This is a genomic window from Basilea psittacipulmonis DSM 24701 (assembly GCF_000743945.1).
Taxonomy (GTDB): domain Bacteria; phylum Pseudomonadota; class Gammaproteobacteria; order Burkholderiales; family Burkholderiaceae_B; genus Basilea; species Basilea psittacipulmonis.
In genome coordinates this window covers 1450873-1469212 of the sequence record NZ_CP009238.1, presented here as the reverse complement: position 1 = coordinate 1469212, position 18340 = coordinate 1450873, and the positions used below count along the sequence as shown (strand labels likewise).

Sequence of the window (18340 nt, the reverse complement as noted above, 5' to 3'; positions counted from 1 at the left end):
CACTGTCTAAGATGAATGTTATGCTCGTGGATGATGTTGTTGATGTAAGCTTTTTAGTCGTTCACGAGCAATATGGGTATAGATCTGAGTCGTTGAAATACTCGAATGACCTAATAACATTTGAACCACTCTTAAATCGGCACCGTGATTCAGTAAATGTGTGGCAAAAGCATGTCTTAATACATGAGGTGAGATAGGGGCGTGAATCCCCGCCATGACAGCGTATTTTTTGATGATATGCCAAAACCCCTGTCGCGTCATCGCATGATTTCGAGAACCAATAAATAAATCATCATTAACTTGTTGATTCAATAAAACAGGCCGACTGTCTTGTAAATACTGTGTTAACCAGTAGATGGCTTCTTGACCTAATGGTACTAGACGATCTTTGCCACCTTTGCCCATGATGACACGAATCACGCCATCATGTAAATTAAGCTGGAATAATTTTAAAGATACCAGTTCCGATACCCGCAATCCCGTTGCATACAATACTTCCAGCATCGCTCTATCTCTTAATCCAAAGCTGGTTGCTGTATCAGGTGCTTGTATTAAAGATTCTACCTGTTGTTCTGATAAGGTTTTCGGAAAACGAGCAGCGGGTTTCGCAGAAGATAAGTCGATGCAGGGATCGTTGGATATGAGCTTCTCGCGTAATGCCCAAGTGTAATAACGTTTAAGGGTCGAGATACGGCGATTTAAAGTGCTGGTTTTACACTGTTCAAAGCAACTTTGTACGTAAGCGTGTAAATGTGCTTTATTTACGTGATTGGGGTCCAAAGGTGGTTTCTGATTGTTTAACCATTGGGCATACATTTTGAGGTCGCGTCGATAGGATTGGAGGGTGTTATCGGATAAACCTTCCTCCAACCATAGATGATCGATAAATAACTCAAATGTATTTTTCATCAGATTTGGGCTTTCCCATGGGCCGTATCGCCAATCTCATTAAATGCAACAGGATATTTGCGTTTATTGTGCCAATACCAAATCATACATAGCAACATAATCAAAGCGACACAACTTGAAAACGCGTAAATAATGGTCGAGATCGATAGTTCGGCATGCAACATCCATGTGTAGATACCTACCATCAGAAGAATATTAAGCTGTTCATTAAAGTTTTGGACAGCGATAGAATGACCCGCAGATAATAAGACATGGCCACGATGCTGAAGTAATGCGTTCATGGGTACCACAAAGAATCCTGATAAAATCCCCACACTTAATAAAAGGGCATAGACTTCCCAAGCGTGGTCAGGGGTGATATGAATCATAAGCGGGGTAATTAATCCCATTAAAACACCGCATGGCATCACCATAAAGCCTTTTTTAAGAGGAACTAGACTGGCTAACACCGCACCTATCGCAATACCAATGGCCGAGATACCCATGAGATAAGAAGAGTCAGATGTGCTGTAGTTTAGGTAATCACTTCCCCATTTGATCACAATAAGTTGTAAGCAAGCACCCGCCCCCCAGAATAGGGTGGTAACGGCCAAACTTAGCTGACCGACTGGATCTTTCCATAGTGCTACCACGAATTTTGAGAACTTCTTAGTAAGTGTAATCGGGTTGCGTGATTGTTTAGGATATACATAGTGAGTATTGGGAATCATGAGGTTACACAACGCCGCTGCTACATAAATGAATGCAATCACAAAAACCGCACACTCGCCTGGTGTGGTGACTAAATGTGAAACAAAAGGAATGGAACGAATGATTTCTGCTGTTTTGGGTTCAATGAGTACGCCACCTGTTACAAAACCTAAGATAATCGATAATACGGTTAGCCCTTCAATCCAACTATTACCCTTTACCAAATCTTCAGGTGGTAACATCTCAGTGACAATGCCATATTTGGCAGGTGAATAGGCTGCCGCCCCAATGCCGACGATACCATAACACAAACATACCAGATAGGCTTGTAAGGTATTACTCTCGCTAGGAATGAGTAAATAAGCAAACATCATGATGCAGCCGAAAAATTTTAGTGTATTGGTGGCAAACATTACCTTGCCTTTAGGGAATGAGTCGGCAATGGCCCCCACAAAAGCCGCAAGAATAACATATGCAAAGGCAAAGAACCATTTCATGGCACCTTGCATCCACTCTGGACCGTGTAAATCATTGTTGATTAAAGAGATAGCGGCAATAAATAAAGCATTATCAGCTAACGACGATAATGCTTGTGCCAACATGACAGCGTAGAAACCTTTTTTCAAAACAAAACACTCACTAAGTTTTATAATAAGGACAATCTTTTTATTTTACATTTTTTTTAGATATAAGACAGTGCGATTAACACAAATAAAATTATCTGGTTTTAAATCCTTTGTTGACCCTACCACGATTCCAGTGCCGAGTCAGTTGGTCGGTGTTGTAGGCCCAAATGGCTGTGGTAAGTCGAATATTATTGATGCCGTACGTTGGGTGTTGGGCGAAACAAAAGCATCTGAATTGCGTGGCGAGTCTATGCAAGATGTGATTTTTAATGGTAGTGGTAATCGAAAGCCTGCTGCACGTGCTTCCGTTGAACTAGTATTTGACAATAGTGAGGGCCGAGCAGCTGGGCAGTGGAGTACCTATGCCGAAATAGCGGTTCGTCGCGTCTTAACAAAAGAAGGGAATAGTAGTTATTATATTAATAATCAGCAGGTTAGACGTAGAGATATTAATGATATCTTTCTTGGAACAGGCTTGGGAGCAAAAGGTTATGCCATTATCGGGCAAGGCATGATTAACCGTTTGATCGAAGCAAAACCTGAAGAGTTAAGAATTTATCTTGAAGAAGCGGCAGGCGTTTCTCGTTATAAGGAACGTCGTCGCGAAACGGAAAATCGTTTGGCAGACACACGTGACAAACTACTGCGTGTGGGCGATATTATGGCTGAGTTGGAAACGCAACTTGAAAAGTTAGAAAAACAAGCTACAGTAGCCCAAAAATATCGTTCATTACAAAACGAGGGAGAAGAAAAACAACAAGCCCTTTGGTTTTTAAAAGAAGAAAACGCTCAGCATGATTTAGAAAAAAGTCGTATTGAACTGGCTGAACGTCGTAATGATTTAGAAAAATCAATTGCCGATTTACGTGCGTTTGAACATACTTTAGAAGAAAGTCGTCAAGCTTCTTATGGCTGGAGAGAAAGTTTACATGAGGCCCAGACTCGTTTATACCAAGCGAATACAGAAGTGGCAACGATTGAGGCCCAAATAAAACATGTGGTGGATTCTAGACAACGACTTCAACAAAGAAAACAACAGTTGCAACAACAAATGCAGGATTGGCAAGAACAGCTAAACTATGCGATTGAACAAACGGCTAAGTTGGATGAAGAGGTGCTTCAAACTCAAGAAGAATTGGAGGCGGAAAAGGCGAATCTTGAAGAGATGAAAACAGGGTTGCCTGATTTTGATGCAAAACGCCGTGAACTTGAGAAAAATAGAGAATCTTTAAGAGAGTCCTTAGCAAAAAGTGAACAAGAACTGGCTTTGTTAGGACAAAAACAAAGTGATTTAAATCGACATTTACAAGCACTGGAAGTTAGAAATCAACGGATTGAAGCACAGTTGGCAGAAATCGGTGCTCCTGATTTAACAGAACTGGCAAGGCTAGAGGGAGCATTATCACAGTTAAGGCAACAGAAAGAAGAAGCTTTAGCAAAAGTTCAAGAACTTGAATATGCTTTGCCAGAAGCTGAATCGGCACGCCAACAAGCTCAACAAGAAGCCCAGCAACAACAAGCTCAAGTCACGAAACGAGAAGCACGTTTGACTGCTTTGATGAAATTACAAGAAGATGTACAAAATCAAGGGGCGTTAGAACAGTGGTTAAAGAAACATGAGTTATCAGGTTTTACTCGCTTATGGCAAAAACTGCAGGTTCAGTCCACTTGGGCAACGGCTTTAGAATCGGTGCTACGTGAACGAATGAATGGGTTGGAATTAAGACAGCTTGATATGGCGAAAGCATTTGAAAAAGATGCACCGCCAGCACGATTAAGTTTTTATGAAACCAGCCAGATGAACGTTGATGCAACGGTTTCAGGAAGTGTCTTGTCATTGGATCCTTTGATTAAGTATGTGAGTACGCAGGATCAGGCGTTACAGTCTTTATTGAAAAAATGGCTCGCGAACATTTACGTTGTTGAAGATATGTCAAAGGCGATGGCATTACGTGCGTCTTTACCAGATGAAGCCTTGCTGGTCTTGCCTGCTGGACATTTATTAAGTCGCTATAACATTAGTTTTTATGCTCCTGATTCAGAACAGTCGGGCATGTTGGCCAGACAGTTAGAGATTGAAAACTTGCAAAGAGATGTAAAGGCAACGCAGTTATTGGCTGATACGGCCTTATCAAAACAAGCTCAAGCGGAACAATCTTATCAGTCAGTGGTGCAGGCATTAGGGCCAAGTCGCCATCGTTTGGCGGATATTAACCAACATGAACATAAATTGGAGTTGGAATTAACCACTCTTAAACAACGTATTGAACAGGCAGATGAACAAGTTTCTCGATTGAAGCAGGATTTAGAAGATAATCACCATCAAGAACAGGAGTTAAAAGCCCAAATTGAATCATCCGAAATAAGGTTTGAAGAACTTGATTTGATGGTTGCCGAACAGTCTGAAAAACATGAAGAAGCCTTGATCGCTTTGGAACAGGCTCAAAAAGAAGCAGATGATTATCGTCAACGCCAATATATTCAAGAACAACGAGTGCGTGAAATGGAATTTAATTTGCGTGCCGTTCATGCTCGTATTCAAGAATTGGGACGCAATAAACAGACGGCTGAATATGAAGTCAGCAAAGCTCAAAATGAAATGGAAGGAATTGAGGGGGATTTGTTTGTTTTTGATGAACAAGCCTCAGAAGTTGGTTTACAACAAGCCATGGAAGAACGAGCGATTAGAGAGCAGGCTTTAGAAACATTACGATTATCCGTACAAGAAAAAGAGCAAGCATTAAAAGAAAAAGAAGAACAAAGAATGCGTTTGGAACAACAATTGGAGCCGTTAAGAGAATCGATTACAGAGATCCAATTAAAAGTGCAAGCAGCGGAATTATCGGTGGCACAGTTTGCAGAACAAATCGATGCAAAAGAAATTGATCGGGCTGCACTCAGAGCAAAATTATCGGAATTGCCTGATAGTTGGAAGAAAGTCACTTGGTTACAACAAGAAGTTCAACAAATCTCACGCCAAATTGAAGCGTTGGGAGCCGTGAATTTAGCGGCTTTAGAGGAATTGCAAGCGGCTCAAGAACGTCAAAATTACTTAACTGCCCAAAATGACGATTTAACAAAATCGATTCAAACCTTAGAAAATGCGATTCGTGAAATCGATCGTGAGACAAGACAGTTACTACAATCAACCTTTGACGAGGTAAATGGTAACTTAGCGGAGATGTTCCCTAAATTATTTGGGGGTGGTCAAGCTAAATTAATCATGACAGGTGATGAGATTCTAAATTCAGGGGTTCAGATCATGGCCCAACCACCTGGAAAACGAAACAGTACGATTTACTTATTATCTGGTGGTGAGAAAGCTTTAACAGCTATTGCCTTGGTGTTCTCTTTATTTAAGCTAAATCCAGCTCCATTCTGTTTACTTGACGAAGTGGATGCTCCTTTAGATGATGCGAATACTGAACGATATGCGAATTTGGTATCCAGTATGAGTGACCACACCCAGTTTTTATTTATTTCACACAATAAAATTGCGATGCAAATGGCAAAACAATTAGTGGGGGTCACCATGCAAGAACAAGGTGTTTCGCGTATTGTAGCGGTGGATATTGAGGCGGCGATTCAACTGGCAAATGAGGCGTAAATATGGAAATAGAATTGTATATAGCCTTGGCTTTATTAGGAGCTGTCTTTATATTGCTTATTTTTATGATTAATTGGTGGCAATTTTATCGCAGCAAAAAAACGCAAGAACGTCAGAAAACAAAATTAGAACATAATTTGATTATTAAGGAATTAGTGGAAGAACAAGCTCAAGACAGGCTGATTCACGAAACAAATGGCGAAGATGGCCAGTTAGATGATAATTCAGATATCGATGAGTTTACCGAGCTCATTATCGATATTAATTTTGAAAAACCTGTGAAAGGGTCGGATATTCGTGCGGTTGCCAAAACGCATTTCGGTAGTAAACCTGCCCGCTATTTTGGGTATCAAGAAAATGAACAGCTTGATGAATCAACGGTTTCGCAGGTTCATTTAATTAAAGATAATGAAATTTATAAATCTGTACAGATTGCTATGACGATGGTCAATCGCGAGGGGCCTTTTACAGAAATTGAATGGTCTCATGTATGTCGTATTGCCGATGTGATCGCACAGCTCGGTGATGGAAAAATCGAGTTCCCCGTGAAAGCCAAATGTATTGAACAGTCTCATAAATTAGATGAAGTGTGTGCTTCGTTAGATGCGGTAGTGACGTTAAATTTGATGTTTACGCCTAAACCAAAAAGTGATGTGGTGCAGATCGTTTTAAATAACGGTTTTGTGGAAAGTCGCTATGGTATGGAATGGCAAAATCAAGCGGGAAAAACACGGTTTTACTTACGTTACGGACCTGTAAGTGAAGAGGATGAGATTTCTTTATTAAGACTTCAGTTAGATGTGCCAAGATGTACGCCTGATGAATATGCGTTTGATCGAATGTTAGGTGTGGCACAAACCTTATCTACAAAGTTGAATGCGAGTATTCAAGATGATAATGGTTGTTTGGTAAATAGTGATAATGTGGGGGATATTGATGAACAGCTTCGTCAACATTACCTTGTGCTTGAGAAAGCAGGTTTTGCCCCAGGTAGTCCACGTACATTAAGAGTTTTTTCCAATAAACTATGAAAAATTTAAATCTATTTGATGAACATGTTTCGCCAACACCAGAGGAACGTGTAAAAGAGTTAAAAGCGTTGATTCATCGTTATGATGAAGCTTATTATGTTTATGATGATCCCATTGTCACGGATGCTGATTATGATCAAGTCATGCGTGAATTGCAAGCATTAGAACGCCAATATCCAGATTTATTAACCATCGACTCACCAACACAAAGAGTAGGTGGTACGCCATTATCAGCCTTTTCATCTGTTTCGCATCGTGTACCGATGTTGTCTTTGTCAAATGCCTTTGAGTATGCCGATGTCGTATCGTTTAATCGACGTGTCGTAGAAGGATTGCAGGAAGAAGGGTATTTGCCTTTGCATGAAGAAGTTGAATATGACTGCTCATTGAAGTTTGATGGTTTGGCCGTTAATTTGCGATATGAAAATGGTGTATTGGTACAGGCCAGTACTCGTGGCGATGGACAGGTGGGTGAAGATGTTACCGCAAACATTCGAACCATAAGAAGTATTCCGTTGCGATTGAAAGCGACTCGTTTTCCTCGTGTATTAGAGGTTAGAGGCGAAGTGTTAATGAGTCATGCCGAGTTCCAAAAACTCAATGCTAAACAATTAGCCATGGGGCAAAAACCATTTGCTAATCCGAGAAATGCGGCGGCGGGAAGTTTAAGACAATTAGATTCTAAAATTACCGCTAAACGTTCATTGAGCTTTTATACATACGGATGGGGTGAGATTCAAGGGTTTGATGATCCTTTGCCACTTACCCAATCGGCTATGATTGAGTGGTTTCATGAAATGGGCTTGCCTGTTGCTCAAGAAAGAAAAACGGGCAAAGGGGTGGACACCTTAACGGCGTTTTTTGAACATATTGAACGCATTCGAGATGAACTTCCTTTTGATATTGATGGGGTAGTGTATAAAGTCAATAAAATCGAGTATCAACAGCGTTTAGGTTTTATTTCTAAATCCCCTAGATTTGCGATTGCTCATAAATTTCCCGCTCAAGAAGTGAGTACCACTTTATTAGATATTGATATTCAAGTAGGGCGTACAGGGGCTTTAACGCCAGTTGCACGATTAGAACCTGTGAATGTAGGCGGGGTGACGGTCACGAATGCCACTTTGCATAATGAAGATGAAATTAGACGTAAAGATATTCGTATCGGCGATAAAGTAGTGGTGCGTCGTGCAGGGGATGTGATTCCAGAAGTGGTGCGTCCATTGACGGTTTGGAGAGAAACGTTGGAAACACGACCTTTTGTGATGGTTAGTGTGTGTCCAGAATGTCAGTCTGCTATTGAACGTTTGCCAGGTGAGGCGGTTTGGCGATGCACAGGCGGTTTATTTTGCCCTGCTCAAAGAAAGCAAAGTATCATTCATGCGGTATCTCGAAAAGCACTGGATATTGATGGTTTGGGCGAAAAAGTCGTGATTCAGATGGTCGATAAAGGCTTAATCAAAAATCTGGCGGATATTTTTTATCTAAGTAAATTGGATTTAGCTCGCTTGGATCATTTTGGACAAAAAAGTATTGATAATTTGATGAATGCGATTGAAAAAAGCAAGCATGTTAAGTTAGAAAACTTGATATTTGCTTTGGGTATTCGTCATGTGGGCGAAAGCACAGCAAGAGACTTGGCTCGTACGTTTGGTAGCTTAGAAAAGCTGATGGCGGCGACGATTGAGGATTTGCTAAAAGTCAATGATATTGGCCAAGTGGTTGCGACTTCTATTGTTCATTTTTTTGCAGAAGCTCATAATCAAGCGGTTATTCAACAGCTGATAAAAGCAGGTCTCAATCCCCAAGAAAACCAAGTGACGGCTGATTCGGGATCGTTAAAATTAGAACAATTAAGTTTTGTGATAACAGGCACATTACCAAGCTATTCAAGGGATGAAGCGGCAGACTTGATTCGTGAACATGGTGGGCAAGTGATGAGTGCGGTATCTTCCAAAACAGACTATTTGTTAGCGGGAGAAAAAGCAGGATCCAAACTGGAAAAAGCAGAGAAATTGGGCGTGAAAATCATCTCAGAAGCAGACCTATTATCCATGATCCAACCAAACGCTGAATAAACGCTATGTACGATCGTGTAGGTTTTACGCTTGTGTGAGTGTGTTGATCAATATGAAGTTGGGTTAAGATGGTGGGTGATTTTCAACCAGACGCTGAATAAACAGCATGTACGATCGTGCAGGTTTTACGCTTGTGTGAGTGTGTTGGTTAATATGAAGTTGGGTTGAGATGTTTGATTCATCATCTGTTCATAACGTGGTAAACGTGCATGAATACTCATTGAACCTTATATCATGCGGCTGCGTGATTCGCAGGAATATGTTGATCATCGAGATAATTAACGTGCATGAGTATTCATGATAAAAAATAACTTTTGTGCGACTTTGATGTGCTTAGGTCAACACAATGAATCGAGCACCCATTTTCTCAAGTGTGTCTTTCATAAAGGTAAAGGCTTCCAGTGCAACATCTTGAGGTCCCGTGACGCTTAATTCTGTATGATAGGGTTGATCTTTTTTGACTTCGCTGGGTAAGCTTGAAGTGCGGATACTAGGCCATTTCTGTTCAATATCCATTAACATGGTGGTGAGATTTGATTCAGGAATTTCATAGCAATCCAAACGGAAAGTGCAGCTGGTAGAACGGGCAAGGTGAGGGTAACGATGCGTTAAAGTCCATTGGATCATATCCCAAGCCATTTCAGGAAAACCAGGTACAAAGCTGTGATGACGAATATAAAAGCCTGGAATGCGATTAAATGCATTGGGAATAATGTCAGATCCTTTTGGAAAATATCCCATTTGTAAACGATGGTAATTGTCTTGGGCATCAAGGTTGGGACTGGCTTTTCCTTGTTTTGCCATGTATTCAATACGTTCAGTGATAAGCTGGATGGCTTCTGGATGTCCCTCCAGTGGAAGATTCAAAGCCTGTGCCGCTGCTTGTCGAGTTTTGTCGTCGGGCGTAGAACCGATACCGCCACATGAAAAAACGATGTCTTGACTTGCAAAACTGCGTTTAAAGTGCGATACCAAAGTTTCCATATCATCTGGCAAATAGTAGGCCCATGATAATTTGAGTTGGTGTTGTGCAAGAATTTCAATGACTTTGCTTAAATGTTTATCTTGGCGATGTCCGTTTAAAATTTCATCACCAATAATGTATAGACCGATTTTTTGATTCGTATTCATATCTCATATAATATAGTGTCTGGTTATGTACATTGTAAAACTTTGGGAGACAAGATGTATATCATCGATTCAGAAAAAAGTTTTCAGTCTTTTGTTGACGATATTAAAGCTCATGAAGATAAGTTGGTCGTGGTGTGTTTTTGTGCGGCTTGGTGTCGTACTTGTGCCAAATACGAAGAAGATTTTTCTGCATTGAGTCAAGAATTCAAAGACGTGATTTTTGCTTGGATAGACATAGAGGTGTTTGGCGATGAGATTTTAGGCGATGAAGAGATAGAAAACTTCCCCACTATTTTGCTTCAACATCAAGGCAAAAATGCTTTTTTTGGTACGATGCTCCCCATGATTTCCCAGCTATCTCGTTTAATTCAAAGCACCACATTACCTGTTACCCACCCCAAAGAGGGGCCCGCTGATCTGGTGAAATTGTTACAAAGTTGAAGCAATTTGTGTAATATTGGTTGAACTTTCGTCTGTCTATTGTGTCTGAATATGTTAAAATAAGCATTTAAAGTATTAGGAATAATTTTTGATGATAGAGAGCGAAACCCGAATAAAACTCATCCAAGAACGTTTACAGCCATTGGAACCTCAAGTGTTAGAAATCATTGACGATTCTCATTTACACAGAGGGCACGCTGGAGCGAAGAATGGAGCAGGTCATTATCGAGTGATTGTCGCTTCTAAAAAGCTAAATAACATGACGGTATTAGAGCGACAAAGAACTGTCTATCGTCTTTTAGAAGATCTTATTCCTTATCCGATACATGCTTTATCGATTAGTGCGAAACCAATATAATTTTTAAAAAGGTAATCATAGATATGAAAAAGATATTAACAGTTGTTTTATCAGGTCTTATTCTTAGCACTGCTCACGCAGCAACGCCAGAGTTTAATCCCGATGTTCTTAAAGGTCTGAAAGATAACGAACCATATATCACGGTAAACGGTAAACCAGCTATCACTGTTGGTGCTTACAGAGAAGTATTAGAAAATGCTTCAGGTGGTGCACCTGCTAGAGCTGATGCGATTTCAGAAGAGTTGGTGAATCAGATTGTTGACACAGAATTATTTTACCAAGCTGCGATGGCGGCGAAGTTTGACCAAAATCCTATGTATCCATCATTAATTCATGCTGCAGTAGCAAATGCATGGACACAGGAATATGCGTCTCAAATTAAACCGACAGAAGCTGAAATTAAAGCGTTCTACGAAAAAGAAATAGTAACACCGACTAAAGGCCAGAAAGAGTACCAAGTTCGCCACATTTTGGTAAAAGATGAAGCGACTGCGAAAAAATTAATCGCTGATTTACAGAAAAAACGTATTACTTTTGCTAATGCAGCGAAACAAAGTATCGATCAAGGTACCGCAAAAACAGGTGGTGAATTAGGTTGGAATAATCCTGATGGCACGTTTGTTCCTGAATTTGCTGAAGCTGTGAAAAATTCGCCAGTAGGTAAAATCAATCCTAAACCAGTGAAAACTCAGTTTGGTTATCATGTGGTTGAAGTTGAAGGTGTGCGTGATTTCCAAGTACCAGCTTTAGACAGCGTGAAATCTAGAATTGAACAAGTATTGGTTCAACAGAAGATGAGAGAGTATTTAGAAGAGTTGCGTCAAAAAGCAAAAGTTGATGTCACTCAGCCGAAAAAATAATTTGGAAGAACGATGAAAAAGCTATTATTGGGACTAATGATAGCGGCGGTGGCTCCAGTAGCCACTGCTGCTGATTCTGTACAAATTCCAGAACCTAAGCCGAGTGATTCTATTGTTACGATAAACGGTAAAAATGTTTTGTCTGTGGCAGATTTGAGAACGATGATCCAAAACGTCGTCTCAAGAGGTGCGACTTATTCGCCAGAACTAGAGTATTCTTTAGTGAATGGCTTCGTTAATAATGATGTTTTGTACCAAGCTGCATTAAAACAAGGCTTAGATAAAATCTCTTCTAATCGTGAAGCGATTGCTCAAGCACAAGAACAGGCAAAACAAAACGTCTTAATCACTATTTTTTACAATGATTGGGTGCAGCGTAATACACCGACTGATAGTGAATTAAGAAATGAGTACAATAATGAAGTTGCTATTTTGAAAAAAATGAATGAATATCAGCTTCGTAATATTGTTTATGCAGATGAAGCAAGTGCCAAGAAAGCGATTAATTTACTAAGACGTAAACGTACAACGTTTGAAAAAGAAGCGTTAAGTTCTTTGGATAGAAGTGCTGCGGCTGATGGTGGCTTGGTAACATGGCGACCTGCTGACCAGTATATTCCTGTTATTCGAGAAGCAATCGAAAAAGCAAAAGCAGGAGAATTAATTCTACATCCGATTAAAACAGATTTAGGTTGGCACGTTGTCCGTATAGACGGTATTCGTCCTGTTTCTATTTTGGATTTTAATCAGGCAAAACCTAGCTTAACAGCGAAAATTTTAGCGAAAAAATGGGATGCTTATTTATCAAGTCTTCGTCAGGCCCAAAAAATCAGCTTCCCCGTTTATGAAGAGCGACAAAAAGCATTAGAAAGAAAGTAATGTTTTGATAACACAGCAAGGATGGTTATGATGAAAAAAATATTATGTTCAATGGGGTTACTAGCCGTTATCGCTACAGCTCAAGCTGCTGATATTAAACCCACTGATACGATTGTAACGGTAGATAAGGTAAATATTACCGTTGCTCAGTTCCAAAAAGCTTTAGATGATAACATCAAGGCAGGTGCGAAAAACGACGCGGCTACTCAGTCAGCGGTATTAAATGATTTAATTTCTCAGCAACTCTTACTAAGTTTGGCTAAGAAAGAGAATTTAGCGACACGCCCTGATGTGGCTACTCAGCTAGAAAATGCCCAAACCCAAATCTTGATGAGAGCGGTTTTGAATGATTACATCACGAAAAATCCTGTTACAGATGAAGAAGTGAAAAAGGCATACGATCAGCTAGCACAACAATACAAAGATGTAAAACAGTATTCTGTTCGTCATGTATTGTTAAAAACTGAGAAAGAAGCGAATCAATTAATTAAAGATTTAAAACGTAAACGTACTAACTTTGATAAAGCAGCGAAGAAATCGTTAGATACGGCTAATCAGAATAATGGCGGTAATATCGGTTGGCATGTACCGACTGACTTTGCACCAAATGTGGCGAAAGTAGTGACTGCAGCTAAAAAAGGTGAATTGATTGCTACGCCAGTTGAAACACCATCTGGTTATCATGTGATCCAAGTGGATAATATTCGTCCATTCCCAATGCCATCATATGAACAGCTTCAAGGTGAAATTCGCACGACATTAACGCGTGATAAGCTAAATGCTTACATTGATAGCTTGCGTAAGGAAGCTAACATCAAAGTAAATGAGGCATTGGGCAAATAATCATCACGCCATACATTAAAAATGAGACGACACTGAGATACACAATCAGTGTCGTTTTTTTTGCTTTAAGATACGCGAAAAATCTAACTAAAAGGGAACAAAGGTAGATATGATGAGTGTGAGGGTGTTGATTAGTGATGGCGGGACGTGTGGTGAGATGGGTGGTGTTAGTTAGTGATGGCGAGACGTGTGGTGAGATGTGTGATGAGATGGGTGATGAGATGGGTGTTAGTTAGTGGTGTGAAGAATCGCGTGTTGGGCCATTTTTGTTTGGGGTGCTTGACTGAGTGTAATAAAAGGGCCTTATGAAAAGCTTGGTGTAAGCCGTATTCACAAGGCCTTTAAAAAATACTAGTTGGTTTGTTGAGCAAGGTATTTTTGAATGGCTAATGCACACTCTTTGATTAAAGTAGGACCTTGATAAATAAGCCCTGTGTAAAGTTGAATGGCATTCGCCCCTGCTTGTAGCTTAGCAACGGCTTGCTGAGCGTTCATAATACCGCCTACACCAATGATAGGGTAGTCTTTGCCAAGTGTTTCTCTGAGCGAACGAATCACTTCATTTGATTTTTCAAAAACAGGTTGGCCAGATAAACCGCCGTCTTCGTGACCATGTGTAAATTGGGCTACACGGCTTTTGTCCAATGTTGTGTTGGTGGCAATCACGCCGTCAATGTGATGAATCTGTAAAAGTTCGGCGATAGATTTAATCGCTTCATTATCTAAATCAGGTGCAATTTTCACAACAATAGGTTTGTAATAACCTAGTTTATCGCATAGTTCTTCACGCTTTTGAGTTAGGGCGGTTAATAAGGAAACAAGTTCGTGCCCCGTTTGCAAACTGCGTAAATTGGCGGTGTTAGGTGATGAAATATTAATGGTAATATAGTCGGCATAAGGGTAAACGCCCTCTAATCCAATGAGATAATCATCGATGGCTTGTTCAATAGGGGTGCTAGCATTTTTGCCTATGTTCAGCCCTAAGATACCGCCGTCTTTTTGAAAAGAAGATTGCTTGACGTTCTGTATAAATTTTTCTAAACCTTGATTATTAAATCCCATACGATTGATTAAGGCATGAGCTTGGGGAATTCTGAATAAACGAGGTTGTGGCTTACCATCTTGAGGTTTAGGAGTCACCGTGCCGACCTCGATAAACCCAAACCCTAAAAGAGCCAGTGCATTAATGTATTCGCCATTTTTATCTAGCCCTGCAGCCAAACCAATAGGATTTTTAATCGTGAGTCCCATGAGTGAAATAGGGGTGTCGGGACAATTTTGTCGAATACAATTTTTAAAATAAGTACAGTTCGCTAATAAGTTGGCTGAGCCCAAAGCTAGATGGTGAGCGGTTTCTGGGTTTAATGAAAAAATTAAAGGTCGAATAGCAGTGTATAAATTAAAGAGACTCATAATTAAATAATATCGTGATAAACGTTGTGATGGTTATCGTTGACGTAATGCTTTAATGCGGTGATAACGGTGTTAAATGATAACTGATTCCATGGAATATTGTCTATGGAGAAAAATTGGGCTTCAAGTGTTTCAACGCCTGGATTGAGGTGATTATCACGTAACGGTGCTAGATAGAAAAAATGAATTTGGTTGCTACTGACACAGCTAATCACATTAAAAAGTTGGGTTGAAAGGATGTTTGCTCCCGCTTCTTCAATGGTTTCACGGATCGCCCCCTCTTGAGTGCTTTCATCATTTTCCATAAATCCTGCAGGCAAGGTCCAAAATCCTTGTCGTGGTTCAATGGCTCGTTTGCATAATAGAATTTTATTTTCCCAAATTGGGATCGTGCCAACAACGGTTAATGGATTGCTGTAATGAATGGCTCCACAATGTTGACAAACATCTCTTACTCTATTTTCCAAAGGCGGTATGAATGATTCAAGCGGATGACCACATTCAGTACAAAATTTTCTTTGTGTAGCGGGATGGTATAGTAGCATTTGGGTCACCGATAGTATTACGTTCTGTTTATTGTAGCGTAATGTTTGATATTCTCGTCAAGTTCTCGAGGCAGGCAGCTGTTTTCAGGTGAGGGGGTGGTGTGAAAGAAAAAGTACCCATGAGAAAAAATCTCATGGGTCTTTCATTTAACTAAAGGAGAATCATATATGTTTAATTTCTGACTTGCAGAGCAACTTTTAGCAAGTTTTAACACTCATTTAAGTATAACATAAAAAGCTGAGCGTTAAAAAATTTTGGAGGCGCAGAGCGGAGTCGAACCGCTCTAGACGGATTTGCAATCCGCTGCATAACCGCTTTGCTACTGCGCCAAATAAAGACGACCATTATGCCATAGTTTTTGGTCCTTTGTCAAGAATGAAGCACTGGAATCAGTGCTTCTACGGATTCTATCGAGAATTTATGAAGTTTCAAATCTTTTAGACTATAATCGAAAAGATTTTTTCTATTTTTTGAGAGTGAATACAATGAGTACACGTACAGAACACGATACGATGGGTGAAATCCAAGTTGATGAGAAGGCCTATTGGGGAGCACAAACACAGCGTAGTTATCAAAACTTTAAAATTGGTGGCGAACGTATGCCACACGCATTGATTGAAGCGATGGCTTTGGTTAAGAAAGCTGCTGCGAAAACAAATACGTCTTTAGGTCGTATTAAAGATGAACAAGCCAAACTAATTATTCAAGCCGCTGATGATGTATTGGCGGGTAAATTAGACGATCAATTCCCGCTTGTGGTATGGCAAACGGGTTCTGGTACTCAGTCTAATATGAATATGAATGAAGTATTGGCTAACCGTGCGAATGAATTGGCAGGTACTGGCCGTGGTGCTTACCAACCAGTTCATCCTAATGATCATGTGAATCATGCACAATCGACTAACGATTCATTCCCAACATCGATTCATGTGGCAGCCGCTCGTCAGATTAATAGTTTATTAATTCCTGCGGTGAAAGCATTACGTGATACCTTAGATGCCAAAGCTCAAGCCTTTAAAGACATTGTTAAAATTGGTCGTACGCACTTACAAGATGCGACACCATTAACTTTAGGACAAGAGTTCTCTGGTTATGTAAGTCAGTTGGATCATGGTTTAGATCGTCTTCAAGATGCTTTGAAAAACTTATATGAATTGCCACTAGGTGGTACCGCTGTGGGTACAGGTTTGAATAGTCACCCTGAATATGCGGTAAAAGCTGCTGCTGAACTAAGTCAGTTAACAGGCTTGCCTTTTGTTACGGCACCGAATAAATTTGAAGCGTTGGCAGGGCGTGATGCGGCAGTTTATGCTTCGGGTGCACTGAAAACATTGGCAGCCAGCTTGAATAAGATTGCTAATGATATTCGTTGGTTGGCGAGTGGTCCTCGTTGCGGTTTTGGAGAAATTACGATTCCAGAAAATGAGCCAGGTTCTTCTATCATGCCAGGTAAAGTTAATCCGACACAATGTGAAGCATTGACTATGGTGTGCTGCCAAGTATTTGGTAATGATGTGACGATTGGTATGGCTGGTGCTTCTGGTAATTTTGAATTGAACGTCTATATGCCTGTGATTGCTTATAATCTGTTACAGTCCATTCGTTTATTAGGCGATGCTTGCAATAGCTTTAATGAGCATTGTGCAGTAGGTATTGAGCCAGTTCGTGAGAAGATTGATTATTTCTTACATCATTCATTGATGTTGGTAACGGCATTGAACCGTCATATCGGTTATGAAAATGCCGCTAAAGTTGCAAAAACAGCTTATAAGAATAATAAATCTTTGAAAGAAACGGCAGTAGAGTTGGGCCTATTGACAGCAGAAGAGTTTGATCAATACGTTCAACCCGCAGAAATGGTGGCACCTAAGTAATTAGGTACGACTTCATTATTCAGCCTCCTAGCTTTAGGAGGCTTTTTTATTGTGATTTAAACGTATCTAATTTTTGCTGAATCAAAGTTATTCTGCGTATCGAATGGTGTTGTTTGATACGCCTATATTATCGATAAGTGATGCTTGAGATAGCTTGAATGATTTTCGATAAATAAAATTTAAGGATCTTGAAACACTAGGAAAAAACGAGATGTTGCGAGGTTAAGCGTATCCAATCCTCGTTGAGTCCTAATCATTCTGCGTATCGAATGGTGTTGTTTGATACGCCTATATTATCGATAAGTGATGCTTAGACGAGGTGATAGAATTTAAATTGTGGGTATTTCAGTTTTTTGAATAATATATCGGCGATGTTTGATGGCATAATAATTGGTGACGAAAATGAGCAGCCATAGCCAATGCCAAGCATATTGAGAACGAAATGCTTTTTCTTCATCCTCGCTATAGCCCAATACTTCTATGAAATATAATGAAAAACCGAGTTCAAAAAGTATCATTATTAGTGCAATTCTAAAGTGATCGTATTTGAATAAATGAAAGATACCGTAATGAAATTTTGCAGGAAGAAAAATGATAAATCCCCAAAAGAAAATGAGTATGTATTGATAATCGAGAGAGATGCGATCCATGTAATTTGGCGTGTCTAGATAGACGATGGGGATTAAAACTGCAAAACTTAATAGCGTTAATAAATAAAGATGTCGAATATAAAAGCGTTTGGGAAGATCTAAGAAAACAATAATCGTTGTAATGAATAAGAGTAATAATGTGTTTTGTTCAAAAGACAAAAGGTTAAGATGGCGGTGAGCAAGCACCAAAACAGATACATCAAAAACCGCTAATATCAAAATGAGTTTACGTAAAGACATAGCCACACTGTTAAAAATAATAAGGGTGATTTTAGGGTGATTATTATAAGCGATTTGCGATTAAATCAGTTATTCAATATGTTGCGATGATAGATCTATCTTAACGATCATCGGGATGAATGCTTGTTTCCAGACGCGTTGTTGAAATCGCTCAGATAAATGAT

15 protein-coding genes and 1 tRNA gene are annotated in these 18340 nt (G+C 39.9%); 9 read left to right on the top strand and 7 right to left on the bottom strand.

Features of this window, described 5'->3' with window-relative positions:
- Positions 1-18: 18 nt before the first annotated feature.
- Together xerD and lplT are read right to left on the bottom strand one after the other, a co-directional pair.
- On the bottom strand, positions 19-909 hold the full coding sequence (xerD, locus tag IX83_RS06190; RefSeq protein WP_038500364.1) for a site-specific tyrosine recombinase XerD: 891 nt from the start codon (positions 907-909) through the stop codon (positions 19-21).
- Complete coding sequence (gene lplT, locus IX83_RS06185) at positions 909-2225, bottom strand: lysophospholipid transporter LplT (RefSeq protein WP_038500361.1); 1317 nt, start codon at positions 2223-2225, stop codon at positions 909-911. Before lplT ends, xerD begins: the two co-directional genes overlap by 1 nt.
- Positions 2226-2295: 70 nt before the next feature.
- Between lplT and smc the strand changes: the two genes are divergently transcribed.
- From smc to ligA, 3 genes are read left to right on the top strand one after another with little or no spacing between them, the layout of a single operon-like run.
- Entirely contained in the window at positions 2296-5832 is a 3537-nt protein-coding gene (smc, locus tag IX83_RS06180; protein ID WP_038500359.1) for a chromosome segregation protein SMC, read from the top strand.
- 2 nt (positions 5833-5834) lie between these two features.
- The gene (locus IX83_RS06175; RefSeq protein WP_038500357.1) at positions 5835-6863 is read left to right on the top strand and encodes a cell division protein ZipA C-terminal FtsZ-binding domain-containing protein; all 1029 of its coding nucleotides are present in this window, start codon (positions 5835-5837) and stop codon (positions 6861-6863) included.
- The gene (gene ligA / locus IX83_RS06170) at positions 6860-8941 is read left to right on the top strand and encodes an NAD-dependent DNA ligase LigA (protein ID WP_038500354.1); all 2082 of its coding nucleotides are present in this window, start codon (positions 6860-6862) and stop codon (positions 8939-8941) included. The genes IX83_RS06175 and ligA overlap by 4 nt, the downstream gene beginning before the upstream one ends.
- A 333-nt stretch (positions 8942-9274) precedes the next feature.
- On the opposite strand, the gene IX83_RS06165 is transcribed toward ligA, so the two are convergent.
- Entirely contained in the window at positions 9275-10072 is a 798-nt protein-coding gene (locus IX83_RS06165; RefSeq protein ID WP_038500351.1) for a competence/damage-inducible protein A, read from the bottom strand.
- Between the two features lie 54 nt (positions 10073-10126).
- Here IX83_RS06165 and IX83_RS06160 point away from each other — a divergent pair, with 54 nt between their 5' ends.
- The 5 genes from IX83_RS06160 (at position 10127) to IX83_RS06140 (ending at position 13453) form a co-directional block, all read left to right on the top strand.
- A complete protein-coding gene (locus IX83_RS06160) occupies positions 10127-10513 on the top strand; it encodes a thioredoxin family protein (protein WP_077315857.1) in 387 nt (128 codons plus the stop codon).
- A 91-nt stretch (positions 10514-10604) separates the two neighbouring features.
- Positions 10605-10871 carry a BolA family protein gene (locus tag IX83_RS06155; RefSeq protein WP_038500348.1) on the top strand — a complete coding sequence of 89 codons (267 nt, stop codon included), beginning with the start codon at positions 10605-10607 and terminating at the stop codon, positions 10869-10871.
- A 23-nt stretch (positions 10872-10894) separates the two neighbouring features.
- A complete protein-coding gene (locus IX83_RS06150) occupies positions 10895-11731 on the top strand; it encodes a peptidylprolyl isomerase (protein WP_051919417.1) in 837 nt (278 codons plus the stop codon).
- A 12-nt stretch (positions 11732-11743) separates the two neighbouring features.
- A complete protein-coding gene (locus IX83_RS06145; protein ID WP_038500345.1) occupies positions 11744-12610 on the top strand; it encodes a peptidylprolyl isomerase in 867 nt (288 codons plus the stop codon).
- Positions 12611-12637: 27 nt separating this feature from the next.
- On the top strand, positions 12638-13453 hold the full coding sequence (locus tag IX83_RS06140; protein ID WP_158074712.1) for a peptidylprolyl isomerase: 816 nt from the start codon (positions 12638-12640) through the stop codon (positions 13451-13453).
- 351 nt (positions 13454-13804) lie between these two features.
- On the opposite strand, the gene IX83_RS06135 is transcribed toward IX83_RS06140, so the two are convergent.
- From IX83_RS06135 to IX83_RS06125, 3 genes are all read right to left on the bottom strand, one after another.
- Positions 13805-14866 (bottom strand): quinone-dependent dihydroorotate dehydrogenase, encoded by a 1062-nt coding sequence (locus IX83_RS06135; protein WP_038500339.1) that lies wholly within the window; start codon positions 14864-14866, stop codon positions 13805-13807.
- Positions 14867-14868: 2 nt separating this feature from the next.
- A complete protein-coding gene (locus tag IX83_RS06130; protein ID WP_038500336.1) occupies positions 14869-15411 on the bottom strand; it encodes an NUDIX hydrolase in 543 nt (180 codons plus the stop codon).
- A 256-nt stretch (positions 15412-15667) separates the two neighbouring features.
- Positions 15668-15741, bottom strand: a tRNA-Cys gene (locus IX83_RS06125).
- A gap of 156 nt (positions 15742-15897) precedes the next feature.
- On the opposite strand from IX83_RS06125, the gene fumC reads away from it, so the two are divergent.
- Complete coding sequence (gene fumC, locus IX83_RS06120) at positions 15898-17286, top strand: class II fumarate hydratase (RefSeq protein WP_038500333.1); 1389 nt, start codon at positions 15898-15900, stop codon at positions 17284-17286.
- A gap of 329 nt (positions 17287-17615) precedes the next feature.
- Here the strand turns inward: fumC and IX83_RS06115 are convergent, their stop codons facing one another.
- Positions 17616-18176: a hypothetical protein gene (locus tag IX83_RS06115; protein WP_038500330.1), complete on the bottom strand. Its 561-nt coding sequence runs from the start codon at positions 18174-18176 to the stop codon at positions 17616-17618.
- Positions 18177-18340 lie beyond the last annotated feature (164 nt).